This is a genomic window from Azospirillum brasilense (assembly GCF_001315015.1).
GTDB classification, from domain to species: Bacteria; Pseudomonadota; Alphaproteobacteria; order Azospirillales; family Azospirillaceae; genus Azospirillum; species Azospirillum brasilense.
The window spans coordinates 67,289-91,614 of the sequence record NZ_CP012919.1; the positions used below are offsets into that span (position 1 = coordinate 67,289).

Sequence of the window (24,326 nt, forward strand, 5' to 3'; positions counted from 1 at the left end):
GCTCATGGAGGTTTCCACCGATGCCGCACCGCAGGAGGTCGAAAACAGCGTCGACAGCGCCCTTTTGTCGGAAGCCTCCATCATTCGAAATTCCGGCCTGTTCGACGCCTCCTGGTACCTTTCCACTTACCATGAACTTGGCCTGACGTCCGAGGAGGACGCGCTGCTGGACTTCGCCTCCCGCGGCTGGCGAGCCATGCGCAATCCCAACGCGGATTTCAGCACCCGCTATTATCTCGAACAGAACCGCGATGTCGGCGCCGCCGATCTCAACCCGCTCGTCCACTACGTTGCCGCCGGGGACCGCGAAGGCCGCCAGCCTTCGCCGCTGCTGGACGTCGCCTGGTATCGAAAGGTGCACGGCATCGATGCCGACGCGCAGACGTGTCTGGCGCATTACCGGGCGCACAAGCAGGATCGGCGCGTCTCCCCGACACCGTATTTCGATCCCGACTTCTACCTGGACTCCTACCCGGACGTGGCGCAGTCCGACGCCCACCCGTTCGAGCATTACATGAACTGGGGGCACCGGGAAGGCCGCAACCCGTCCGCGGACTTCCAGACCACCTTCTACCGGGTCCTCTATCTGTCGGCGTCTCCGGAAAGCAACCCGCTGCTCCATTTCCTGGAAACGGGCAAGGCCGCGGGGCTCCGCACCACGCCGGGCGGCGACATCCTCGACCCGGCTGTGGACAAGCGCCGTTTCGTCGCGCCCGGCGACGCGTTCGAGGAGTTCGAAAGCCACGCCGAACTTGCCGGACGGGAACGCGTAAAGGCGATCGCCTTCTACCTGCCGCAGTTCCACGCCTTTCCCGAGAACGACGAGTGGTGGGGCACCGGCTTCACCGAGTGGACCAACATCGCCAAGGCGATGCCCCGCTTCTCCGGGCATTACCAGCCGCGCATCCCGCGCGACCTGGGCTTCTACGACCTGAACAACGACGGCGTTCTGGAGCGGCAGGTCGAGATGGCCCGCCAGGCCGGCCTCCACGGCTTCTGCTTCTATTTCTATTGGTTCAACGGCGAGAGACTGCTGGAGCGCCCGCTTGAGCGGCTGCTGGCCAATCCGCAGATCGACATGCCCTTCTGCCTGCTGTGGGCCAACGAGAACTGGACCCGCCGGTGGGACGGCCAGGAGCAGGAGGTGCTGATCCGCCAGGACTACGCGGAGGAGGACGACCCCGCGCTGGTGGACACCTTCCTGCGGCACTTCCAGGATTCCCGCTACATCCGGGTGGACGGGCGGCCCGTGCTCATCATCTACCGGGCGCAGATCATCCCGAACATGAAGGAACGTCTGGCGCGGTGGCGGACCATGTTCCGCGAGCGCGGCGAGATGCCCCTGATCCTGATGGCGCAGACCTTCAACGACCATGACCCGCGCGTCTACGGGTTCGACGGCGCAATCGAGTTCCCGCCGCACAAGGTGGCGGCGAAGGTTGCGAACTCCGTCTCGGCCTTCCGGATCTACGACCCGCTCTTCTCCGGTGAAATCCGCGACTACAACGCCATGGTCGACGCCAGCCTGAACGAGCCGGCGCCGTCCTTCCCGCTCATCAAGACCGTGTTCCCGTCCTGGGACAACGATGCGCGCCGGCAGGGCCGCGGCGCCGTGTACCACGGCTCGACGCCGGAGAACTACCGGCGGTGGATGGAAGGCGTGATCGCCTACGCCAAGGCCAACCCGTTCCACAACGAACGGATGATGTTCATCAACGCCTGGAACGAGTGGGCCGAGGGCGCCTACCTTGAGCCGGACCTGCATTTCGGCGCCGCCTACCTCAACGCCACGGCGCGCGCGATCTACGGGCGGCGCCAGGTGGAGGGCCGGACGAAGCTGGTTCTGGTCGGGCACGACGCCCACGCGAACGGCGCGCAGCTCAACCTGCTGGGCATCGCGCGCATCCTCGTGCGGGAATTCGGCGTCCAGGTCGCCATCGTGCTGCTGGGCGGCGGTGCGCTCGTGGACCAGTACCGCGCGCTTGCCGAAACGCATGTCTGCACGACGCTGGAGGACATGCGGCAGACCTTCGAGAAGCTTTCGGCGGAGGGCCACACGGCGGCGGTCGTGAACACCGTGGTCACGGGGGTCACCGTGCCCATGCTGAAGGAGATCGGCTACCATGTGACCGGGCTCGTTCACGAGTTGCCGCGGATCATCCAGGAGCGGCACCTTCAGGGCAGCGCCTCGAACCTTGCCCGGATGGCTGACGCCCTGGTCTTCGCCTGCGCCTATGTGCGCGACCGCTTCCTGGACCTGACCGGCGCGCCGTCGGGAAAGGTCGTCATCCATCCGCAGGGGCTGTACAGCGCGGCCTTCTACGACGCGGAGGCCCGGGTCAGGACGCGCCGGCAGCTCGGTCTTCGCGACGAGACGCGCCTGGTCGTCAACATCGGCTACGCCGACCTGCGCAAGGGCTTCGACCTGTTCCTGGAAACCGTGCGCAACGCGGCGCGCGCCGGGCTGGACATGCATTTCGCCTGGATCGGCAACATCGACCCGCAGACCAAGATCTGGATGGTCGGGGCCAACGGCGAGAACTGCGCGCCGAACCTGACCCTGGTCGGCTTCACGGACGAGGTGGCATCCTACTATTCGGCGGCCGACGCCTTCTACCTGTCCTCGCGCGAGGACCCCTTCCCGACCGTGGTGATGGAAGCGGCGAACACCGGCCTGCCGGTGGTGGCCTTCGCGGGCGGCGGCGGCTATGCCGAGTTGCTGGAGGACGGCCGCTTCGGCACGCTCGTTCCGCCGGGCGACACGGCGGCGGCACTCGACGCTCTGGCGGCCGTGCCGACCGACGGGCGCCAGGAGCGGGCCGACGCCAACGCGGCCTATTGCGGAGCGCACTTCAGCCACCGCGACTACGCCTTCGAGCTTCTGCGCATGGGACAGCCGTCGCTGAAGAAGGTCAGCGTCGTCGTGCCGAGCTACAACTACGCCCGCTACATGGGGGAGCGGCTGGAGAGCATCCTGTCCCAGACCTACCCGGTCTATGAGGTGCTGGTGCTCGACGACGCCTCGCCCGACGACAGCGTCGCGGTGGCCAGGAACGTGGCGGCGGCCAATCACCGGGACATCACGGTCGAGGTGAACGAGCGGAACAGCGGCAACGTCTTCGCCCAGTGGCGCAAGGGTGCGGAAATGGCGTCCGGCGAACTGCTGTGGATCGCCGAAGCCGACGACGACGCCGACCCCGGCTTCCTGGCCGCCCTGTGCGCCAAGCTCGATCCGGAGCGGAGCGCCTTCGCCTTCAGCGACTCCCGCGCTATCGATCCCGAGGGCAACGAGACGATGCCGAGCTACATCCCCTACTGCGAGGCCGAGGTTCCGGGCCGCTTCAGCGCGGACTTCACGCTGGACGGCTGGAGCTTCGCCCGGCAGTGCCTGGCGGTGAAGAACACGGTGCTGAACGTCAGCGGAGTCGTCTGGTCCGCCACGGCCTTCCGGTCCGCGCTCGCCATCGTGGGGCCGGATCTGACAACCTACAAGGTTGCCGGCGACTGGCGTTTGTACGCGGAGGCTGCGGCGCTCGGCCGCAGGGTGTCCTACATCGCCAAGCCTCTCAACCGGCATCGGCGCCACCCCAGCAGCGTCACCCACGACCTGAACAAGCGCAAGCACCTTGACGAGGTTGCCCGCATGCAGGATTTTGTGGCTGACCGACTGAAGGTGGATCAGGGCATGCGTAAGAAGGCTGCGGCTTATCGGAAAGAGCTTAGTGTGCAGTTTGGACTTGAATCCATTGAGCAATAATCAGCTCAGGCCACGAGGCGCTCTTGTAAATACAGGAGTGCCTCACAAAGGTCGCAAACTAGAAAGCAAAAAGCCTAGTTTCTTGGGAATGCGATATGAAACAAAGAGATAAGGAATCGCCTTGAGCTTTATAGAAATCTTCTAAGACATCAAAGTTTTTCTTGGAGAAGAAAATGAAGGCTTTTTTCTGTGTCAACAATGGCGCGTTGGGTTGGTTCAATGATATGATCAAAGTGTTGACACAGTCAATACTTGAGACGACCAACCTTGAACCTGTCATGCTTTTTGATGGAAATCCGGACCACCCGCTGGTCCATTGGGTAAAGAACCGTAATGTTGAGGTCATTAACACTAGAGTTCCATTTCATGGAGAGCTTTTCTCTGAAAAAACCATGTCAGCCAATACCGGAACTCCTTACAACCCGGAGCACGCATCAGGCTCGTTCCTAAAATTCATATCCCACAATTTCACCAACGATGATTTTTATCTCCAGGTGGATTGTGACGTTATGTTTCTCAAGGACATCGAGTTTACGTTGAGTCAAGAAAAAACACTTGGCGCATGCCAAGAACTTGATCTCAGTAATGTGAAATCAAAGCTTATTTCTCGCAGCAGTCACTTCAATTCTGGAGTAATGTTGATAAATCGTAAAAATTTTGCAAGGAGCTACAATGAACTTATTGAATATTGTAGGGAGCACAATTTTTATCATAGAAAGACCTATTCTTATGATCAGACTTTCTTGAATGAGTTCTTCAAAAACGCTTGGGAGACAATGCCACGAGAACTAAATTGGCGTCCCGTTGATGGAGTTAATTGCGACGCCAGAATTGTCCATTTTCATGGTCCTAAACCTCAAAGATTTAAGGATATTGTAGACGGAAAGGCATATGATTTTGAGCGCCCTCTTATGGAGGACATGGTTTTGAACTTTGAAGAAAGTTATAGATACTATGTTTCATGCTTCTCCGATTATCTAAAAAGATCAGAACCCAAGATCACATAAAGATTCTACCGCAGGCTACTTAGACTTGGAACGTGGAGTGTCAGGGAATATGGACAGCAACACAAAAGTTTCCGTTGAACTTTTCCACCAAAAAGTCAACCAGCTTACTGACGATCAGTGGAAGCTCTTCCTGACCAGAAGCGTTTCTGAGCATGTAGTTGAAGACGTAGTCATGCCTACGTTCCCGCCCGAAAGCTTCCAATCATCAATCCATGGGCACTCTGGTGTAACTTCAATTAACGAGGCGTTTAACTTTTTTCTTGAAGTGAAAAATGTTGCTAATCGTGTAGGATCTCCTTTCTCTCCGTCTCGCTACCTCCTTGATTTTGGTTGTGGATGGGGACGAATTGGGCGGATGTTCATGAAGGATATCCAGCCATCGCGGATTTACGCTGTGGAACCAGAATCTGCCAATACCATTGAGGCAAGAAAAAATAATTATTATACTAACATAATTCAATCTGAGTATGAGCCCCCTCTCGTGTTTGGCAATGGCATTTTTGATTATGTAGTTGCATGGTCTGTATTCTCTCACCTTGATGAGTATCTTCTAAGAAAGTGGCTTGAAGAATTTAGAAGAGTCTTGAAACCAGGAGGGCTTGTTGCGATCACAAGCCAAGGCCGTAGTTTTTTCGACTATGTTGCTCAATTGAAAGAAATCAAAGAGCGCGGAGAGCCTCTAGGACACGCATGGCATGAGACGCTTGTCCGGCATTTTGTCGACCTTCCGTCAATGAAAAAACAGTATGATGACGGGAACTTTATTCACGTACAAAGCCATGGCTCTGGAAACCATTATGGAGAAGCATTCATCCCACTTGGGTTTGCCCAGAGGATTGCTCAAGAAATGAAAATGGAGCTTGTTGAATTCATGGAGAGCGGTACTAAGCTTCCTCAGAGCCTGATTGTTCTAAGGGCTCTTTAGAAGGGAAATAGTACATTCTCTCTAGAAAATAGCGGCTCTCGATGCGCAGAGCAAAGAAGCCGCTATTTTTCTGTAGTAAATCATTCGGTCGGAGAGGGAAAATGTCGGCGACACTATGCGTTTTGTTTAATCATGCGTATCCAAATAACATTCCAATAATTAGGAAGATTTATGAAGGACGATTTAAGAATATTATTTTTATTATGCCCTTTGCCCGAAATGTCGGTGATGATGTCATTACGTCATACAGAGGGTCTTTTAGCTTTCAAGGGATGATTGCGGATGCAGCTCCTCGCCTTAGTGAATATAAATCTGATTACTATGTGTTTGTCCAAGATGATGTCCTTCTAAACCCTGCCTTGAATGAAGGGAATATAGAAAAATTTTTGGGAATAGGGCCTAAAATGGCCTTTTTCCCTCAATTTTACTCCCTATCCGGTCCAATTCATCGTTGGTTCTGGACCACAAGGGTTGTATGGCGTTTGTTTTATTCTCATAATTCTCTTGGTGGAAGCGGTGCCGAAATGGCCCTGAAGTATCTTCCTCCAAAAGAGTTTGCTGAAGAAAAGGCAAAGAGGTACGGGATAAGCTGTGCTCCCATCACTTATGACAATATTGAGAACTGTAAAGTTCCTCATTTCTCCTCATCAGAGCATACTCGATCACTAAACAAATCTCTTATGGATGGGCTTTTCTTTTCTGCTCATGAGAAAAGATCAATCATCCTTCCTTACCCATTTGTATTTGGAATATCAGACTTTTTTGTTCTACACAAAGATGTCTTTGACGAATTTGTTCACTTCCAGGGCGTTTGTGCGGGAATGGATCTGTTTGCAGAGGTCGCAATTCCGAGCGGACTCATGGTATGCGCTGAACAGGTTGTCCAGTGCAAAGATCTCGGTCTAGAGGTTGATTGGGTTTGGGGAAACAGCAGAGAAAACCTTGACATTTCCTATCTAAAAGAAAAGCTCAATGAAAACTTCTTACTTATTCACCCTGTAAAACTCTCGAAGATGGGAGATTCTATAGATAAAATAATTGAAATGGCTTCAGCTTTTCACCAATCGCCCAAATAATGTAAACAATCAGAAGAATACCTTCTGAAGAAGTCTGTTAAGAAGGAGAATCGGTATGAAAGAAAATAAATCTGCGATCGTGGTAACGTCAATCAATCATCCCACTTTTTGCCTGAAGGAATTTTCATCAGGCGCCGAAAGCCATCATACTGACGTTATCGTCATTGGAGACCGCAGATCTCCAGAAGATTTCTATCTCGAAAATTGCAATTTCCTATCGCTCTCTGAGCAAGAGCAACAATTTCCTCAATTCTCCAATATCCTTCCGGTTAACTCATACGCCCGCAAAAACATAGGCTATTTGGTGGCGCTCAAATCTGGAATAAACCATATCATCGATACTGATGATGATAACGCTCCATATTCAAACTTTTGGGTTCCTCGATCAAAGATCGTTAGCGGTCGGCTTGTAGAGCGGGATGGTTGGGTCAATGCCTATGCATATTTTTCTGATGCCTTGATCTGGCCGCGAGGGTTGCCTCTGGACCAAATTCGTTCACCGGATGCTGCCCCACCAGCAGGCCGCACTGTAGAGCATGTTTGCCCAGTACAACAAGGTCTGGCTGATGACAATCCTGATGTTGATGCTGTTTACCGCTTAATACTTCCACTTCCGATTAAATTTCGGAATGAGAAGGATATTATCCTCTCCCCAGGATCTTGGTGTCCGTTTAATAGCCAAAATACGCATTGGTGGCCTGAAGCCTTTCCTCTAATGTACTTGCCATCGTACTGCTCCTTCCGGATGACGGATATTTGGAGATCGTTTGTCGCCCAGAGAATTCTATGGGCAAACAATTGGAGCGTATCTTTCCATTCTTCAACTGTTTATCAGGACAGAAACGAACACAATCTGATGCGCGATTTCGAGCAGGAGGTTTCTGGTTACATTAACAATAACAGGATTGCTGAAACGCTTTCTGTACTTGATATCCATCCAGGAATACAAAACCATGGAGATAACCTTAGGAAATGCTATTCATCATTGGTAAAAATTGGGGTTATTGGGCCGGAAGAACTCCCACTGCTTGATGCTTGGATTGAGGAAGTGGAAGGCTATACATATTGTTCTTGACTATTACAGGGACCCAGCTATGGCGCCATGGAACACCCTGTTCGCCGCATGCTCTTAACTTTATAGGAAAAAAATCCTTGACTCAGTTCTGAGCAGATGTATAAAGCAGATGCAAAGGACAGAAATGTGCCCGCCCGGCTATGCCGGGCGTTTTTTTTGCCCAACCAAGGAATTCTCCGATGAAAGCATTCATCACCGAATCCGATGCTATGGGACGACCAACTTCCGTCTGCGCTCCTCCCACATCCCGCATGGCTCTGCGGCTTGCCGCTGGTGTGCCGAAAAGCCTGACGGTCCCCACAAGTGCCCGGATCGCCCTGTTCAACGGCACGGGGCCATTCTGGGTGCAATACGGGGCCAACGCCGCGCTGCCGAACGCGGATGTGCTGACCGGAGCCGCGCCGGAGCTGGCTCCCGCCGCCCGCAACGTGCAGGGCATCGGCAGTCTGGGCCTGATTGCTCCGGCCGACTGCACCGTCTCCATCGGCTTCTACGGGTGATCCCCATGCCCCAATCCCCTTATCATCTGCCGGTCGGGCTGGTGCAGACCGCGACGCCGGTCGACCTGTCTCCCTATGCGCCCCGCCAAGCTCCCACCTTCTCCGGAACCGCCCGCTTCGACGGACCGGTGCAGGCGGCCTCCGCCAGCGTCGGACACGGATCGACGGGCCAGTACGACAACGCGCTCGTCCTTTTGCCCACCAGCCATCCGGGTTCCCGGCGCTGCACCATCCAGATCGATCCGGGCTGGATCATCGGACAGGACTCGGGAGCGAACGGAAACACGGATTTCTTCCTGTGGAACCGCGCCACCAGCCGGGCTCCCTTCGCCGTCGGAACCGACGATGCGGTGGCTTTGGGCGGCATCGGGAGCGGCGCCACAGCCACCTTCCAGCGGGCAGCGAACCAAATCAACGGACTGACCTTCAAGGGGGCGGCGACGGGCGGAGAGGTCGGCATCGGCGCGTCCGGTGCCGACACCGACCTCAACATCGTCTATTCCGCCAAGAACGCCGGAACGCACCGCTTCGTCGGCGCGGGCACCGAACAATTCCGCATCTCCCCCACCGCCGGCGCCGTCAACCGGCTGAACGCCACCGGCGCCGCGCCGGGCGGGACACCGTCCCTGTCGGCTCAGGGAAGCGACGCCAACGTGCCGGTGCGGCTCTCCGCCCAGGGGCTGGGCTCGGTCACTCTGGCCCAGGGAACGACGCCGGTCTTCATCGCCACCAGCTACAGCGCCGCCGCCGTCAACCATCTGGTCCTCGAAGCGCGGGAGACCGGCTCCGGCCCGGTGCTGCGCATGACCGGCCCCGACACCAACATCGATCTGAACCTGCGGCCGAAAGGCAGCGGCACCGTCAGCTTCGGCGCCTTCACCGCCGCCGCGGGCGCAGCCGTCGCCGGCTACATCGAGATCAAGGACGCCACCGGTCAGCCCCGCCGGCTCGCCGTCGTGAACTGAGAAGGACTCATTCCCATGGCCCTGAACAAAGCGTTGCCGACCGACTTTGGCGTGGACGCCAGCTATTGGCACATTCTGGCCCTCCAGGTGAATCGCGGCGACCGCTCCGCCGCCGTCACGCTGGCGGGCTACATCGACGAACCGGCGCGGCGCGGAGGATGCCGGCCCATTGCGGTGATGACGCTGACCCTGGCCGGCGATTCCTACCCCGGCGATGCCGACGGCCTGCAATACGGCGCTCTCTACGCGGCGCTGAAAGACACGCCGCAGGAGGACGGCAGCGCCCCTCCTCTTACCGGTGCCCGCGACGCTTGAGCACAACCGGAACTTCAGCTTCTTGACTGGAATTCGAGCGCCCATTCGGCGATGATCCTACGCCGAACGGGCGCCTCCTTGACTTTTCGCCTAAGGCTGGATTGGCCCGGAGGTCTTGTTCCAAGTTGCATCAGGAAGAATCAGGCGCGAGCATGAACGAGGTTCTCAGCGAACGTGGTGTGGTTCCGTGGGTGACTCGCGTGCCCGGCTCGTCCCTGTCTCCCGCACCACGCCGGGTGCTGCCCATCGTGCTGGGAATGCACCGCAGCAGCACATCGTTGACGGCTGGCGCGCTGCACCGTCTCGGCATCGACATGACCGACGGTGATCTTGCCGCCGACGAGTTCAACAAGGGCGGCTACTACGAGCGCTTCCATCTGGTGGAATTGCACGACCGGTTCCTGGAAAGCCTGGGCAGCCGCTGGGATTCGCTGTCGCCCCTGGCGCCGGGCTGGTGGCGCGATCCGCCGGCCCTGGCCCTGCGGAACAAGATCGTCGATCGGCTCAGGGCCGAGTTGCCGCACAGCCCGCAGCGCCTCTGGGGCCTGAAGGACCCGCGGCTGATGCGGCTTCTGCCGCTGTGGCTCGATGTCTGCGTGGATCTCGACCTGGAGCCGCGCATCATCCTGGTCACCCGCACCCCCGAAGAAGTCGCCGCTTCCCTGGCCCGGCGCGACAACATGTCCCGTGACGACGCTCTGGTCCTCTGGGCCGTGTATCACATGGAATTCCTCCAGCATGTGGGCGACACGCCGTGGATTCGCATCGACGGCGATCACTGGCTGGACGATCATCACGCCCATGCCCTGCGCCTGCTCCGCTTCCTGGGCGTTCCGACGACCGCCCGCGACAACGCGATGCTGGCGCTTGACGAGTGGGTCGAACCGGAGTGGATGACCAACTCCCGCCCCGGACGCCGCTCACGCTCCTTCGCCCATTGGCTCTACGACCGCTTTGCGACCCTGCCAGGGATCGATGGCGACACCGGCGTCGAGATGTCCGCCGAATTGCGCCGCAGCGCCCAGGATTTCCACGTCTTCTCGCGGGTATTCCGACCGGTCTTCCACAGGGCGGAGCGCCTGCCGTCGTCCGAAGCCGCAGCCCGCAACGCCGAGAGCAAGCTTTCGGCCCACAGCGCGACCATCACCGAGCTGCACACACAGCTTGCCAAGGAAAAGACCAGCCTGTCGGAAACCGTGGCCCAGCGGGACGGAGCCTGGCAGGAAATCATCAAACTTCAAAACAAGCTGACCGACCTCCAATCGGCGCTGGACGGCAAGGACGCCGCGCTGAGCGAAGCCCGCGCCCAGGCCGACGCCCAAGGCAAGGACGCCGCCGCCGCCCGCGCGCGGATCGCCGAACTGGATGGCGCCCTTGCCGCCCGGCAAGGTGAACGCGACGAGGCCCGCGCCGAACGCGATGCCCAGCGGGAGCAGGTCGCGCATCTCACCGCCACGCTGAGCGAAGCCCGCGCCCAGGCCGACGCCCAGGGCAAGGACGCCGCCACCGCGCGGGAACGGATCGCCGAGTTGGAAGGCGCCCTCGCCGCCCGGCAGGGCGAACGCGACGAGGCCCGCGCCCAGGCCGATGCCCAGCGGGAAGAGGTTGCCCGTCTCACCGCCGCACTGAGCGAAGCCCGCACCCAGGCCGACGACCAGGGCAAGGACGCCGCCGCCGCCCGCGCGCGGATCGCCGAGTTGGAAAGCGCCCTCGCCGCCCGGCAAGGCGAACGCGACGAGGCCCGCGCCGAACGTGACGCCCAGCGGGAACAGATTGCGCATCTCACCGCCGCGCTGAGCGAAACCCGTGCCCAGGCCGATGCCCAGGGCAAGGACGCCGCCGCCGCGCGGGAACGGATCGCTGAGTTGGAAGGCGCCCTCGCCGCCCGGCAAGGCGAACGCGACGAGGCCCGCGCCCAGGCCGACGCCCAGAGCAAGGCAACGGCTTCTCTCAAAAAGCAGGTGGACAATCTCCAGAGCCAGATCGACGGCCTGGAGGAAGGGCTGCGTCAGGCCGAGGCAAGAGGGGCGGCCAGCGAAGCGCAGGCCGCCTTGGCAGGCGAGTTCCAGAAAAGCGCGGAGGTCAGAGCCCGAGAGCTGGAAAACTCGCTCCAGACCATTCTCGAGGATCTCCACCGCACCCAGACGCGGAACCAGGAGTTGGAAAGACTTCTCGCCGCCTCTGCATCCGCCGCCCATCGAAGCTTGCCGACGAACACCACTGTCTGAAGAGTTCCCCCTCCCAAAGCAGCGGTAGGCGGTTACGGGCAGACCGTGGTGGACTGCCCCACCGCCCGCCACAATGCGGACAGGGCGGCTTCGGGCGTGACCGCTGGAACGACGAAGCCGTTCGCGCAGTGCCGCAGCCGCTCGGCAGGCGCCCCCATGTCGAAAACCACGACTGGCAGGCCGAGGCCGACCACCTCGTCCAGAATGTAGCAATAGGTTTCCGGCCAGATCGACGGCAGGAAGATGGCACGGCAACCATGTTGCGCAAGACGGCTGCGCAGTTCCTCCGGCGTGTAGGAGCCGTTGTCCCGGAAATGGGGCGATTGAATCGGACGGTCGATGTTGCCGAACAGTTCGAACAGCAAGGGCAGCGCCTGCGCCTCCGCCAGCCGCACCACCCCCTCCAGCATCCGCGAGCCCTTGGCCACGTTGATGCCCCCAACGACCGCGATGCTGGCGACCGGGCCGGATGGTGGCGGCGGCAATGGCGTGACCATCAGATGATCGACCAGATGCGGCATGATACGCACCCGCTCGTCCGGCAATACGAAGGCCCGCCGCAACGTGCCAAGCGCGCTCCTTGAAAAGACGACGTGCCGGTCGGCGAGATCAAAGAAGTCCTGCCAGGCCCGGCGGTAGGCCGCCATGTCGAAGGTTCCGTCCAGCTCCATTCCGAAGGCGCCGCTCCAGCCGGCATCGGTGCCCGGCCAATGGACGTGAGCGTTGATGGGAATGCAGGATCGGCAGCGTTCGGGATCCGGCACGCCGCAGAAGCGATCTTCGGAATCGATCAGGTTCAGCGACGGGCAGATCGGAAAGTAGTCGTGATGCAGGAGGCGCAGCGGGACTCCCCACTCCAGGCGAAGCGACCGGGCGAACGCCATCACCGCTTCGGGGTTCCGATAGCCGACCAGTGAATTGACCACCACCTCCGCCAGAGGCAGCGCCTTGGCCAAGGCCGCGACGTCGGTCAGGTCGTTCGCCGGAAACCGGACTGTGGCCTCACGATGCAGAAGCTCGACATCAAGCGCGCCGTCCGGCATGCCAAGGACCGGCTGCACCGCCGGCCGCACCAGCAGGACCGTCCGGCCAGCCGCCTGCAAGCGCGCCACTTCCTTGGTGCGGAACAGCGCAGCACCGCCCTTGCCCGAATGGTCGAACAGCAGCACCGTCCGCAACCGGTCGGAACGCCCCAGAATGCGCACGACCGCGGCGGCCCGAAGAGGGCGCAATGGGTCGGCGCGGATGAAGTCCTGCACTTCCGCATCAAACTCGGGATAACGCTGCCGGATGATCTCCCCGGACGCGGCGATCTGGCTTTGCTTCTCCTGACTGGTGAAGCTGCCGCCGTGCTTGTGATGGACGTAGAGGTTGGGGACCGCCACGTTGACGTAGCCGTGGCGCATGGCGCGGCGGCACCAGTCCACTTCCTCGCCATAGCCACGCCCGAATGCGGCCAGGTCGAAACCGCCGATGTCGCGCAATGCCTTGCGGTTCAAGGCCATGCAGAATCCGACACCGGTCGGCACCTCCACCGGCGCGACGTCCTTCAAGGTCGCGAAAACCCCGTCGATGTCCTGGACCGCCGCACCGAGAAAGGGCGCGTTGTCCTCCGGCATGGCCGGAAATCCGCAGATGGTGCCGGCGTTGGTGAACGGAGTGGTGCTGGCGATGCGGGGCGTCCGCTCGATCGGACCGACCAGCCGCTCCAACCAGCCGGGCGGTACCTCGACGTCGGTGTTCAGGAGAACGACGTGACCGTCGGGGTTCAGCCGGGTTGCGACCTCCAGCCCGCTGACGACAGCCTTCAGATAGCCTTCGTTCGCTGGTTTGGCCACAAGCGTCACATGGTCCAGCGACGTGGCGAGCGCGATCAGGAAGGCGGTTATGCTGCGATCGGGATTGCCGTCGTCGATGAAGACGATGTGGTGCCGGGATTCGACCGTCTCGATCAGCGCGTGCACCAATGGGATCAGAAACGGCTTGCCGCCGTAGACCGGCACAATGATGGTCACGGGAGCGATGCACGGCGTCTCCCGCTCCGGCGAGGCCGCTTCGAACCGATCGAGCGCCTCCCGCGCCCGCGCCAGGGACGATGGCAAGGCCGCGGCGTAGCGCAAACCACGCTCGGTCAGGAAGCTGTATTCCACCGCCCCCGGACCACGCTCGCAGGCGAGTTGCCAACTGCGCAACGACAAGCCTTCACGCAGCATCAACGGCACGAGGAATTCCTCGCCTCCGGCGGTCAGCCGCAGGACGACGGCCGACGTGCTGAGCGGCAGGGCCGCGACCACCGCGAACCCCGAACGGTCGGCCAGAGGGTTTCCGATGGCAAGCCCGACGTCGTGCCGGTCGATTCCCCTTTGGACATGGATGGCGGGCGGACGCTGCCCCCCGTCGATCACCACCTCGAAACCGCAAAGACCGTGCCGGTTGTGGAAAGCCCAGCCTTCGATCCGCAGTTCGGTGCCGACCTCCACCCGCTCGATGAAGTACCCGAACGCCCCGTCTGTGCTCATCGCCTTACGTCCCGATTGCCGCGTTGGGATCCATTCATCTGTAATCGGGCCCCCCGTGTTCGGGCCGTCAATCGGCGAAGATGCTGTCCCGGTTGTCCGGGGAAAGGATCAGATCGGTGTCCCATGGCATGATGCCTCGAACCGGGCCGCTCTGCGCGCAGCGGATTTCCGTATAATCAAGACCACGCAGAGTTGCGATGAACCAGAAGAACGTGTCGGGCATGCCGGCTGGCGTCAAGTTGATGACGCGCGCACCGGGCGGGGCGAAGGCAATGTTGGTCATGGCCGCTCCCATGACGCCGATGATCCGCGAGGCGCCCTTGAACAGCGCGATCTGCTGCGGCAGGTCGAGAAGCCCCGGCTCGACCACCCGGTAACCCCGGGCCTCGGCCTGGGCGGCGAGGGCATCCTCGTCCACGATGCGGCGGATTCCCGTGGATCGGCGGGTGACGAACAGCTGCTCCACGCCGGCGGAAGCCACGTCCCGCGCCATGGCATCCACCGTGTCCAGGACGAGCGGTGACATGTAGCCGCCATGCTCCGTCAGGCCATCCACCAGCAGAAGGTCGGCAAAGCGCCGTGGCGTGTCGTCGGCGACGATGGTCCGCGCCAGATCGATCCCCAGCATGGACAGGGAGAAGGCCATCGAGTTGTTCAGATGCTCCGGCGCCTGCGCGACGAGAAACCGCGAGCCGAGATCCGAAAGACGGTCATGGACGAGATGAGCCTTGGGCAGCATCTCCATCATCCAGTGCCCATAGTTGCCGACGCCACGCTTCTTGCACAGGAGGACCGGCCCCTCGCGGTCGGCAGCCCACCCCATCTCCTCCCAGTGCCGCATGGAGGCCAGGACGGCGTCATGGGCCTGATCGATCTCCGTTTCGGAATGCTGGGTGATGGTTTCGCGATAGAGATTGCCGCCGCGGTCGAAGACCAACCCCTCCTTGGCCACCCACACGTCGGCGAGGCGCGCCACCCGCACCGGACGCTCTGGAAAGCGCAGGGTGCTCCACGCCCATTCCATCACCTGCCGGACAGAGTCCGGGATTAGGTCCCCGTTGACGAGACGGGGATAAGCGGCGTCGAACCCCGGCGAGGTCAGGGTGAGGATGACCGAGTCATCCGGCAGGGCGATTTGTGTCGGACGCATCCGGGCGGAATTCCATCGCAAGCCCCATGCCGCACCGTCCGGATGGCCCACGCCGTGGCGCCGGGGCCATCCGGACCGGCCGGCTACGAGCGGCCGTAATGGTCGTCGAAACGGACGATGTCGTCTTCTCCCAGATAGGAGCCGGACTGCACCTCGATCAGGTTCAGCGGGACCTTCCCGGGGTTCTCCAGCCGATGCGGGGTGCCCAACGGGATATAGACGGACTCGTTCTCGCGCAGCAGGATCTGCTCGTCGCCGCGGGTGACCAGCGCGGTGCCGTTCACCACCACCCAGTGCTCCGCGCGGTGATAATGCTTCTGCAGCGACAGGCGGGCGCCCGGAGACACCGTCAGCCGCTTCACCTGGAAGCGGTCGCCGGCGTGCAGGGACTGGTAGAAGCCCCAGGGGCGGTGCACCCGGCGATGCAGCAGCGGCTCGCTGCGACCCTGCGTCTTCAGGTGCTCGACCAGCGGCTTGATGTCCTGTGCCCGGTCCTTGGCGGCGACCAGGATGGCGTCCTCGGTGGCGACCACCACCGTGTCCTCCATGCCGAGCAAGGCGACAAGCGCGCCGTCCTCGCTGCGGACGTAGCAGCCGCGGCTGTCCCAGGCGACGGCGTCACCGTGGCAGACATTGCCGCCCTGGTCCTTGACGCCAATCTCCCACAGCGCCGACCAAGCGCCGACATCGGTCCAGCCGATGCTGCAGGGCACCACGGCGGCAGCCTCGGTGCGCTCCATCACCGCGTAGTCGATGGAGATGTTGGGGGAGGCGGCGAAAGCCTCCTCGTCCAGGCGGAAGAAGTCGAGGTCGGAGCGGCCGCGGGCAAGCGCCGTCCGGCAGGCCTCCAGGACCGCCGGCGCCCAGCGCTCCAGCTCAGCGAGATACTGGCGGACCGGCAGCAGGAACATGCCGCTGTTCCAGAAGAAATCCTTTTCCGCCAGATAGCGCTCAGCCTGCTCACGCGGAGGCTTCTCCACGAAGGCGGCGACCCGGAAAGCACCCCCGTGCCCCTCCACCGCGCCACCCCGGCGGATGTAGCCATAGCCGGTCTCCGGCGCGGTCGGGACGATGCCGAAAGTGGCCAGATGGCCGGATGCCGCCGCCGCCGCCGCCGTGGCGACCGCCTGAAGGAAGGCGTCCTGATCCTGGATCGCGTGGTCGGCCGGCAGCAGCAGGATCTGCCCGTCGGGGTCCTGCTCCGCCACGATCAGGGCGGCGACCGCGGCGGCGGGAGCGGTGTTGCGCCCGACCGGTTCAAGAACGATGCGCGCCGTGCCGCGCCCGGTTTGGCGCATCTGTTCGGCGATGACGAAGCGATGCTCCTGGTTGCAGACGATCAGCGGATCGGCGAAGCGCGCAGCATCGGAAACCCGCCCCGCGGTGTCCTGCAACATCGAACGTTCCGAGCAGAGCGGCAGGAACTGCTTGGGATATTGCTCCCGCGACATAGGCCAGAGCCGGACTCCTGCACCGCCGGACAAGATCACGGGGTGTATCCGGCTGTTCTGTGAGGCGTTCGTCATGGCTGGCGAAACTGCACCTTTGGTTAAGAATTCGACTCCCTGTGTAGAGGTTTTGCCGCAGGCATGCTACAGCGAAATCCGGCACCTTGCGGCCTTGCGGGTCATAAGGCCGCCGCGTCATCGGGCCGGCGTTCCGGAGCCTGAATCCAGGGGGAAGCGACGATCACGGGCATGCTTAAAGGACGGTTTCCGGCGACCGGCGTCGAGGGCTCCGCACCGGTCGTGCCAGAGCAGGACGCCGCTCCCGCCTTCACCATCATCACCCCCTGCCTGAACCGCGCCGCCCTGGTGGCGGAGGCGGTGGAAAGCGTGCTGGCCCAGGACGGGGTAACGGTTGAGCACATCGTGGTGGACGGCGGCTCCACCGACGGCACGCTGGAGGTCCTGGCGCGCTACCCGCATCTGCGCGTGCTCACCGGACCGGACCGGGGCGTCTACGACGCCATCAACCGTGGGCTGGGGATTGCGCGCGGCTCGGTCGTCGGCCATCTGAACAGCGACGACCTCCTGCTTCCGGGGGCACTGACCGCCGTGGCCCGCGCCCTGGCCACGGCGCCGGAGGCCGACGCGGCCTGCGGTGGCGCCACGGTGGTCGAAACCGGTTCCGGGCTCGACGGAACCGAACGGCCACGGGAAGCCTGCGGCTACGACGATCCGGCGATGAAAAGGCTGCGCCCCTTCGACCTGTGCCGCGGCGTGCCGATGATCAACGCCCGTTTCTTCCGACGCAGCCTGTACGAGCGGGTCGGCGGCTACGACCCGTCCTATCGCTACGCCGGCGACCGCGAGTTCCTGATCCGCGCCTGGACCGCCGGCATGAAAACCGTTCCTGTGGCGGAGCGGGTCTATCTCTACCGCCAGCATGACGGCTCGATGACCATCGTCGGCGGCATGCGGCACATGGTCCCATGGCTCGACGAACACCTGCGGCTCGCCCGCCGGGTGATGGACGATCCGGCCAGTTCGCCGGCCCTGCGCCGCGAAGCCCGGGACTGGCACGCCTTCGAACTGGGCCGGGCCGCCGCCCGCGCCCTGACCACGGGCAGTGCCGGGCAGGCGGCACGACTGGCCTTTGCCGGCATCGCCACCGACCCCATCTGGCCGGCCCGATTCGCGCGGCAGGCGAGCGGCTATTGCCTTCGCCACTATTGCCTTCGCCGTCGCGAACGGGCAAAGGAACGCCCCGATACACTCTGACACCCTTAAGTCTTTCCAGCCGAGTTCCTTGTCCATGCCCTCATCCCAGTCTCCGTCCGCACCCGGCTTCGCCGATTTCGTCGAACGGCTTGCAAGCACCGAGCCGGTCGCCCGGATTCTGGCGGTCGGTTCGGGACCGGGGCGGGACGCCCTGCGACGCGGGCTGGAACGCAACCCGCTGCGCCCGTCCCTGACGGAGACCGGAAGCGGGAATGGCATCGTCATCACGCCTCCCAACGCCCATGAGATCGGCGAAACGTGGCTGCGCCTCCGCAACGACGCCGATCTGCCGCCGCTCGCCGGGCTGCTCGCCGAACTCGAAGAGGATCTGAAGCGCCATCCCGCCCCACCTCCCGAGGCCGGCGCGCGGCGGACGCGCGGCGGTTTCGGAATGGTGCTGATCGAGGATGCCGGATTCACCGGGCTGCGCGCGCTGGACCGGGCCGACGACACCGCCACCGTCGTGATCCGAACCTCATCCGCGAGCGGCAGCGGCTGGCTGATGCGCCGCCGCCTGCGCGACGAGCCCGACTGGGAGACGATCGCCGAGGGCGGGGACTGGGCGGCCTTCCGGCGGCGTCCCGTGGAGTCCGGGACCGACCTGCCGATCCACTTCTTCACCATCGTTCTGAACGGCGAGCCCTTCATCCGTTACCACGAAGCGGTCTTCGCCTCGCTGCCCCTGCGGTGGCACTGGCACATCGTGGAGGGCGTGGCCTCGCTGTCCCACGACACCGGCTGGAGCCTGGCGTCCGGCGGACGGGTGCTGGACAGCGTGCACGACCGGGGCCGCAGCAACGACGGCACCTCCGCCTATCTGGACGAGCTGGCGGCCCGCCATCCGGACCGCATCACCATCCACCGCAAGCCGCTGGACTCCTTCTGGGACGGCAAGCGCGAGATGGTCAACGCCCCCCTGCCCCACATCCGCGAGGCCGGCCTGCTCTGGCAGGTGGACGCCGACGAGCTGTGGACGGCGGAGCAGATCCGCACCGTCCACGCCATGTTCCAGGCGAACCCGAAGCGCACCGCCGCCTTCTACTGGTGCGACTATTTCGTCGGGCCGGAGCGGATCATCAGCACGCGCCACAACTACGCCCAGAACCCGCAGCAGGAATGGCTGCGCACCTGGCGCTTCGAGCCCGGCATGACCTGGGCGGCGCACGAGCCGCCGACCCTCGTCGGCGCCGACGGCAAGGACGGCGCCCAGATCGACCCCTTCACCCAGGACGAGATGGAGGAGGCCGGCGTCGTCTTCCAGCATTTCGCCTACGCGACCGAGGCGCAGGCCGCCTTCAAGGAAAGCTATTACGGCTACAAGGACGCCCGCGCCCACTGGCGCCGCCTTCAGGAGGAGGTGACGGGATCGGCGCTGCTGCGCGACTACCTGCCCTGGGTGAGCGACGAGACCCTGGCCGACACCGCCGCCGCCCGTGGCGTGGTGCCCGTCGCCGTGCCGGATGAGGCGGCGGGCAACGGGGCTTGGCGCTTCCCCGATCCCGCGGAGGTCGCCGAACGCCGCAAGGCCCTGGCGCCGGTGCGTCCGAAGATCCTGGTGGACGGGGTCTTCTACCAGCATCTCGGCTCCGGCATCGCACGGGTCTGGACGGCGGTGCTCCAGGCCTGGGCCGCCACCGGCTTCGCGGAGCATGTCGTCCTGCTCGACCGCGCCGGCACCGCCCCGCGCATTCCCGGCGTGCACACCCGCACCATCCGCCGCCATGACAAGGCGTCCCCCGGCGCCGACAGCCTGTATCTGGAGCGGATCTGCCGGGAGGAGGGGGCGGATCTCTTCGTCTCCACCTACTACACGGCGCCGACCGCCACGCCCTCGGTCTTCATGGGCTACGACATGATCCCGGAGGCGCTGGGCTTTCCGCTCGCCGACGAGACCTGGCGGGAGAAGCACCGGGCGATCCTGCACGCCTCGTCCCACATCATGATCTCGCGGAATTCCGCCCGCGACCTGGAGCGGCTGTTCCCCTCGGTCCCGCCGGGCAGCACTTCGGTGGCCTACTGCGGCGCCGGGGACGCCTTCCGCCCGGCGGACGCGGCGGAGGTGGACGGCTTCCGCAAGGCGCACGGGCTGACCGGCCCGTATGTGCTGATGGTGGGCGAACGGTCCGGCTATCAGGGTTACAAGAACGGCCTTCTGCTGTTCCGCGCGCTCGGGCTGGGCGATCCGGCAACCCACGACCTGACGGTCGTGTGCGTGGGCGGCGGCAAGGAGGTGGAGCCGATGTTCCGCACCCTGGCCCCCGACACCCGGACGCTGCGCCTGTCGCTGACCGACGAGGAGCTGCGGCTGGCCTACGCCGGAGCGGAAGCCCTCGCCTACCCGTCGCGCTACGAGGGCTTCGGCATGCCGGTGGTGGAAGCGATGGCCTGCGGCTGTCCGGTCGTGACCTGCGCCAATTCCTCGCTGATCGAGGTGGCCGGCGACGCTGCACTGTTCGTGGGCGAGGACGATGCCGCGGGCATGGTTTCGGCCCTCGCCGCCGCCCGCGACCCAGAGCGCCGCGCCGAACTGGTCCGCCGCGGTCTGGCGCAGGCCACCCGCTTCACCTTCGGCGCCATGGCCGAGGCCATGGCCGCTCATCTGCTGGACAGCGCGGCGAAACTGAAGGACGGGCGCCTCGCCCCGCCGCCGCCGGTATGGCAGGAGTTGCGGACCACGCAGGCGGCGGGCATGGCCGCCGGCACCGGCGACGAAGATGATGAGTCGCCCTGGGTCCTGCGGCGCCGCCTGCAACGCAGCGAGCAGCATCTGCGCACGGTCCAGAACGAGCTGACCAGCATGCAGAACAGCCCCTTCTGGCGCCTGCGCACGGTCACGCTGGGCATCCTGGTGAGGCTCGGCGTGAACTGGCGGCGCTGAGCCGCGGCATGCGCGTTCTCTTCGACGACCACATCTTCTCCATCCAGCGCCACGGCGGGGTGTCCCGCTGCTTCGCCGAGGTCGTCGCGGAACTGCGCGCCCGACCCGGCGTGCAGGTGGTCCTGCCGTTCCGGCAGGTCATCAACAGCCACCTGATGGATCAGCCGGGCCTGGACGTCCGGGGCTTCCTGGGCGCCGGACATTTCCCCGGCAAGCGCAGCCTGCTGCGCGCCCACAACCGCAGGCTCGTCCGCCGGGCGCTCGGCCACGGGGCCTTCGACGTCTTCCACCAGACCTTCTACGACGCCGGTCTGATCGATCTCCTGCACGGGCGGCCCATGGTGGTGACGGTGCACGACATGGCACCGGAACTGATGCCGGAGATATTCCCGAAGCCGGAGGAGATCCATCCCGGCAAGCGGGCGCTCTGCGCCGCCGCCGCTGCCATCGTCGCGGTGTCGGCCCACACCAAGGCCGATCTGGTCCGGCTCTACGGAATCGACCCGGCGCGGGTGGAGGTGGTTCACCACGGCCTGTCGCGGGACGCCGTGTGGGCGCCGGGGCGCCGTGCGGGGATTGCGCTGCCGGACCGCTATCTGCTGATCGTGGGGCGCCGCGACGGCTACAAGAACTTCGCGGGCGTGGCGCGGCGCCTGGCTGCCCTGCTGGCGCGCCGGGCCGACCTGCATCTGGTCTGCGTCGGCGGGGGCCATCTCCAGGATGAGGAGCGCCAGCCCTTCCTGGAGGCCGGCTGCGCCACCCGCCTGCACCAGCGCACGTTGCCGGCCGGCGACCTTGCCTACGCCTACGCGCACGCCGCCGCCTTCGTCTTCCCGTCGCTGTACGAAGGGTTCGGGCTGCCGATCCTGGAAAGCTTCGCCAACGGCTGCCCGGCAGTGCTGAGCGACCGGAGCTGCTTCCCCGAAATCGCCGGCGATGCCGCCGTCTATTTCGACCCCGCCACTCCCGAAAGCCTGACCCAGGTTCTGGAGCGGGTGCTCGACGACGGCGCCTTGCGCCACCGGTTGATCGCCGACGGCCGACGCCGCGTCCGCGACTTCACCTGGACGGCGGCCGCCGACCGGCTGCTGGCCCTCTACCGCCGCCTGCCTGCCCGCCACTGAACCGCGCCGAAGGCGGACTCAGAAAGCCCGGACGGCGCAGCGGGCCAGGAAGCGCGCGGTGCGCGTCGGGGACCAGGAGAAGGCGCGGCCGATGTGGCTGAGCGCCATCGCGTGGGCGTCCTCATGCACCGCGGCGACCGCCTGTTCGATGGCGAGGCTGGCGCGGAAGCGCCGCAGCCCCTCCGGACCGGCGACGCGCAGCACGCGGTCGGCGTGCTGCGCGTCGAGGCGGTCGATGGCGACGGCAACCGGCGCCGAGCGCGCGGGGCGTCCCACATGCACCACCGCCCCCAGGACCGGCAGGCAATCGAAGGCGAAGCGTTCCATGCAGCGCAGAAGCCAGTCCCAGTCCTCAAGCCGGGGCAATGTCTCGTCGAGCGGCCCCACAGCGGCGAAGCAGTCGCGCCGCACCATCAGGGTGGAGCCGGGCGAGACGTAGCAGCCGTCCAGAAGGGTCTCGAACCATGTCCCCTCGGGCTTCGGCCACCGCTTCGTGCGGCGTCCGGTTTCCTCCCGGTGCAGCAGGAAGCCGGTGCACAGGGCCTGCGGCGCGTCCGGTCCGCTTTCCAGGGCGTCGATCTGGGCACGAAGCTTGCCCGGCAGCCATTCGTCATCGGAATCGAGGAAGGCGATGTAGCAGCCGCGCGCCGCCGCCACCCCCGTGTTGCGGGCCGCGGCAGCCCCGCGGTTGACCGCGTGCCGGATCAGGCGAATTCGCTCGTCGCCGAAGGACTCGGGAATGTCCACGCTGCCGTCGGTGGAACCGTCGTCCACGACCAGCAGTTCCCAGGAGGAAACGTCCTGCATCCGCACGCTCTCGATGGCACGGCGCAGCGTATGAGCCCGATTGAAAGCCGGTATGACGACGCTGACCAGTGGCTCTTCCATCGACGATCTCGTTCGCGGCACGGCAACCGTTGCGGTCCGACCATAGGGCAGCACCCTGCGCGGCGGGAAGAGGCGACGCGCACCTTGCGTCGATTTCCTTCAGACCGGGCGCTCCTCCACCCCTTGCTTGCGGGGCGGAGCCGGTCAGACGCTGCGGTTCTTCAGGGACAGTTCCAGATGACGCAGGATCAGCTCGGTGTCGTAGTCGCTCGACTGCTTCACCACCCGTTCCCAATAATTCAGCAGCGGAATGCGCGCCGGATTCTTTTGCAGCAGGTCGCGCTTCAGGAACGGGAAGTCCATCTGGGCGATCAGATAGTCCCAGAAGAAGTGCGTCCCGTTCAGCGGCACGCCGGCGTTGATCGTCCGGAAAACCTGCTGGATGAAGGTCTTGCGCACGGGATCGATGCCGTCTCCGGCGATGTTGCGCTCCACCACCGCCTCGATCAAGGCAGTCGCCGCCTGACGGTAGGGGAAGGCGGCGCGGCAGCGCAGGCCGGTGCGGCGCAGCGCGCGGGTCAGCCCGATCTCGTATTTGCGCACGATCCAGGTCTTGGACTGGACGTAGCGGAGCCGATCCCAGAAAGCCCCGAAGGCGGGAGACGCGAGCGCCGCCTTGTGAAACAGAAGGAAGTAGCTTTGCAGGTGGAAGGAAAACTCCCAACTGTCCGACGCGCCCCAGACATCGGCATCCTGCGGATCCATCCGCTCCAGCAGTCCCGCCAGATGGTGCAGCGGGCCGTAGACACTGTCGTTGGCGAGCAGCAGCATGTCCAGCGCAGGCAGTTCCGGAACGGCGGCGATGCCTTCCTTGTAGGCGCCGAAGTCGTAGCCGACGTTGTCGCGCCGGAGAATGAGCGCGCAGATGTCCCGCAGCGGCTCGATCTGGGATTCGGCCAGGCGCGGCGCATTGCTGGCGAAGACGATGGCGAAGCCCAGCGCGTGGAGCTGGCGCAGATAATGCCACACGAAGTCGTGGACGATGCCCTGCCGGTCGTAATGCACGAACACCACCACGCGCCGCGCCCCGGCGAGCGGCACCCGCCCGTCCCAGCGCTCCCGCACGTAGCTGTCCTTGCGGAAAGTGCTGAGCGCGTAGGAGGCGTAGCCGGCGAGGATCTTGCTCTGCACGATCGCCCAGGCGATCACGAAGCGCAGACGGAAGGGAAGACGGATCAGGGTGCTCAACATCAGGG

At 63.5% G+C, this 24,326-nt stretch carries 17 protein-coding genes; 12 read left to right on the forward strand and 5 right to left on the reverse strand.

The features are described from left to right. Positions 1–4 precede the first annotated feature (4 nt). From AMK58_RS28995 to AMK58_RS29015, 9 genes are all read left to right on the forward strand, one after another. Complete coding sequence (locus tag AMK58_RS28995; RefSeq protein WP_051141017.1) at positions 5–3,757, forward strand: glycoside hydrolase family 99-like domain-containing protein; 3,753 nt, start codon at positions 5–7, stop codon at positions 3,755–3,757. A gap of 173 nt (positions 3,758–3,930) precedes the next feature. Then, positions 3,931–4,764 carry a glycosyltransferase gene (locus tag AMK58_RS30170; protein ID WP_079285532.1) on the forward strand — a complete coding sequence of 278 codons (834 nt, stop codon included), beginning with the start codon at positions 3,931–3,933 and terminating at the stop codon, positions 4,762–4,764. Between the two features lie 49 nt (positions 4,765–4,813). Then, the gene (locus AMK58_RS30175) at positions 4,814–5,689 is read left to right on the forward strand and encodes a class I SAM-dependent methyltransferase (RefSeq protein WP_079285533.1); all 876 of its coding nucleotides are present in this window, start codon (positions 4,814–4,816) and stop codon (positions 5,687–5,689) included. A gap of 101 nt (positions 5,690–5,790) precedes the next feature. Beyond that, complete coding sequence (locus AMK58_RS30795) at positions 5,791–6,765, forward strand: hypothetical protein (protein WP_137165320.1); 975 nt, start codon at positions 5,791–5,793, stop codon at positions 6,763–6,765. A gap of 55 nt (positions 6,766–6,820) precedes the next feature. Further along, on the forward strand, positions 6,821–7,840 hold the full coding sequence (locus AMK58_RS30180) for an STELLO glycosyltransferase family protein (protein WP_079285534.1): 1,020 nt from the start codon (positions 6,821–6,823) through the stop codon (positions 7,838–7,840). Positions 7,841–8,091: 251 nt separating this feature from the next. Further along, positions 8,092–8,340 (forward strand): hypothetical protein, encoded by a 249-nt coding sequence (locus AMK58_RS29000; RefSeq protein ID WP_035683293.1) that lies wholly within the window; start codon positions 8,092–8,094, stop codon positions 8,338–8,340. Positions 8,341–8,345: 5 nt separating this feature from the next. Beyond that, a complete protein-coding gene (locus AMK58_RS29005; RefSeq protein WP_059399834.1) occupies positions 8,346–9,305 on the forward strand; it encodes a hypothetical protein in 960 nt (319 codons plus the stop codon). A gap of 15 nt (positions 9,306–9,320) precedes the next feature. Beyond that, the gene (locus AMK58_RS29010; protein ID WP_035683289.1) at positions 9,321–9,620 is read left to right on the forward strand and encodes a hypothetical protein; all 300 of its coding nucleotides are present in this window, start codon (positions 9,321–9,323) and stop codon (positions 9,618–9,620) included. Positions 9,621–9,772: 152 nt separating this feature from the next. Then, positions 9,773–11,848 (forward strand): hypothetical protein, encoded by a 2,076-nt coding sequence (locus AMK58_RS29015; RefSeq protein WP_079285536.1) that lies wholly within the window; start codon positions 9,773–9,775, stop codon positions 11,846–11,848. Between the two features lie 32 nt (positions 11,849–11,880). Here AMK58_RS29015 and AMK58_RS29020 read toward each other — a convergent pair whose 3' ends face one another. From AMK58_RS29020 to AMK58_RS29030, 3 genes are all read right to left on the reverse strand, one after another. Beyond that, positions 11,881–14,367 (reverse strand): glycosyltransferase family 2 protein, encoded by a 2,487-nt coding sequence (locus AMK58_RS29020; protein ID WP_035683283.1) that lies wholly within the window; start codon positions 14,365–14,367, stop codon positions 11,881–11,883. Positions 14,368–14,434: 67 nt separating this feature from the next. Continuing rightward, the gene (locus AMK58_RS29025) at positions 14,435–15,517 is read right to left on the reverse strand and encodes a glycosyltransferase family 61 protein (RefSeq protein WP_035683280.1); all 1,083 of its coding nucleotides are present in this window, start codon (positions 15,515–15,517) and stop codon (positions 14,435–14,437) included. Positions 15,518–15,600: 83 nt separating this feature from the next. After that, positions 15,601–17,043: a mannose-1-phosphate guanylyltransferase/mannose-6-phosphate isomerase gene (locus AMK58_RS29030; protein WP_035683278.1), complete on the reverse strand. Its 1,443-nt coding sequence runs from the start codon at positions 17,041–17,043 to the stop codon at positions 15,601–15,603. 171 nt (positions 17,044–17,214) lie between these two features. Between AMK58_RS29030 and AMK58_RS29035 the strand changes: the two genes are divergently transcribed. From AMK58_RS29035 to AMK58_RS29045, 3 genes are read left to right on the forward strand one after another with little or no spacing between them, the layout of a single operon-like run. Then, positions 17,215–18,240: a glycosyltransferase family 2 protein gene (locus tag AMK58_RS29035; protein ID WP_051141012.1), complete on the forward strand. Its 1,026-nt coding sequence runs from the start codon at positions 17,215–17,217 to the stop codon at positions 18,238–18,240. A gap of 34 nt (positions 18,241–18,274) precedes the next feature. Continuing rightward, entirely contained in the window at positions 18,275–21,118 is a 2,844-nt protein-coding gene (locus AMK58_RS29040) for a glycosyltransferase family 4 protein (RefSeq protein ID WP_059399836.1), read from the forward strand. Positions 21,119–21,126: 8 nt separating this feature from the next. Beyond that, complete coding sequence (locus AMK58_RS29045) at positions 21,127–22,242, forward strand: glycosyltransferase family 4 protein (protein ID WP_059399837.1); 1,116 nt, start codon at positions 21,127–21,129, stop codon at positions 22,240–22,242. A gap of 18 nt (positions 22,243–22,260) precedes the next feature. Here the strand turns inward: AMK58_RS29045 and AMK58_RS29050 are convergent, their stop codons facing one another. Next, on the reverse strand, positions 22,261–23,130 hold the full coding sequence (locus AMK58_RS29050) for a glycosyltransferase family 2 protein (protein WP_079285537.1): 870 nt from the start codon (positions 23,128–23,130) through the stop codon (positions 22,261–22,263). Between the two features lie 144 nt (positions 23,131–23,274). Then, a complete protein-coding gene (locus AMK58_RS29055; RefSeq protein WP_035683273.1) occupies positions 23,275–24,321 on the reverse strand; it encodes a rhamnan synthesis F family protein in 1,047 nt (348 codons plus the stop codon). Positions 24,322–24,326 lie beyond the last annotated feature (5 nt).

Coding starts and splice junctions, on each gene's coding strand:
- AMK58_RS28995 (WP_051141017.1), top strand. CDS start 5: ATGGAGGTTTCCACCGATGCCGCACCGCAGGAGGTCGAAAACAGCGTC.
- AMK58_RS30170 (WP_079285532.1), top strand. CDS start 3,931: ATGAAGGCTTTTTTCTGTGTCAACAATGGCGCGTTGGGTTGGTTCAAT.
- AMK58_RS30175 (WP_079285533.1), top strand. CDS start 4,814: ATGGACAGCAACACAAAAGTTTCCGTTGAACTTTTCCACCAAAAAGTC.
- AMK58_RS30795 (WP_137165320.1), top strand. CDS start 5,791: ATGTCGGCGACACTATGCGTTTTGTTTAATCATGCGTATCCAAATAAC.
- AMK58_RS30180 (WP_079285534.1), top strand. CDS start 6,821: ATGAAAGAAAATAAATCTGCGATCGTGGTAACGTCAATCAATCATCCC.
- AMK58_RS29000 (WP_035683293.1), top strand. CDS start 8,092: ATGGCTCTGCGGCTTGCCGCTGGTGTGCCGAAAAGCCTGACGGTCCCC.
- AMK58_RS29005 (WP_059399834.1), top strand. CDS start 8,346: ATGCCCCAATCCCCTTATCATCTGCCGGTCGGGCTGGTGCAGACCGCG.
- AMK58_RS29010 (WP_035683289.1), top strand. CDS start 9,321: ATGGCCCTGAACAAAGCGTTGCCGACCGACTTTGGCGTGGACGCCAGC.
- AMK58_RS29015 (WP_079285536.1), top strand. CDS start 9,773: ATGAACGAGGTTCTCAGCGAACGTGGTGTGGTTCCGTGGGTGACTCGC.
- AMK58_RS29020 (WP_035683283.1), bottom strand. CDS start 14,367: ATGAGCACAGACGGGGCGTTCGGGTACTTCATCGAGCGGGTGGAGGTC.
- AMK58_RS29025 (WP_035683280.1), bottom strand. CDS start 15,517: ATGCGTCCGACACAAATCGCCCTGCCGGATGACTCGGTCATCCTCACC.
- AMK58_RS29030 (WP_035683278.1), bottom strand. CDS start 17,043: ATGACGAACGCCTCACAGAACAGCCGGATACACCCCGTGATCTTGTCC.
- AMK58_RS29035 (WP_051141012.1), top strand. CDS start 17,215: ATGCTTAAAGGACGGTTTCCGGCGACCGGCGTCGAGGGCTCCGCACCG.
- AMK58_RS29040 (WP_059399836.1), top strand. CDS start 18,275: ATGCCCTCATCCCAGTCTCCGTCCGCACCCGGCTTCGCCGATTTCGTC.
- AMK58_RS29045 (WP_059399837.1), top strand. CDS start 21,127: ATGCGCGTTCTCTTCGACGACCACATCTTCTCCATCCAGCGCCACGGC.
- AMK58_RS29050 (WP_079285537.1), bottom strand. CDS start 23,130: ATGGAAGAGCCACTGGTCAGCGTCGTCATACCGGCTTTCAATCGGGCT.
- AMK58_RS29055 (WP_035683273.1), bottom strand. CDS start 24,321: ATGTTGAGCACCCTGATCCGTCTTCCCTTCCGTCTGCGCTTCGTGATC.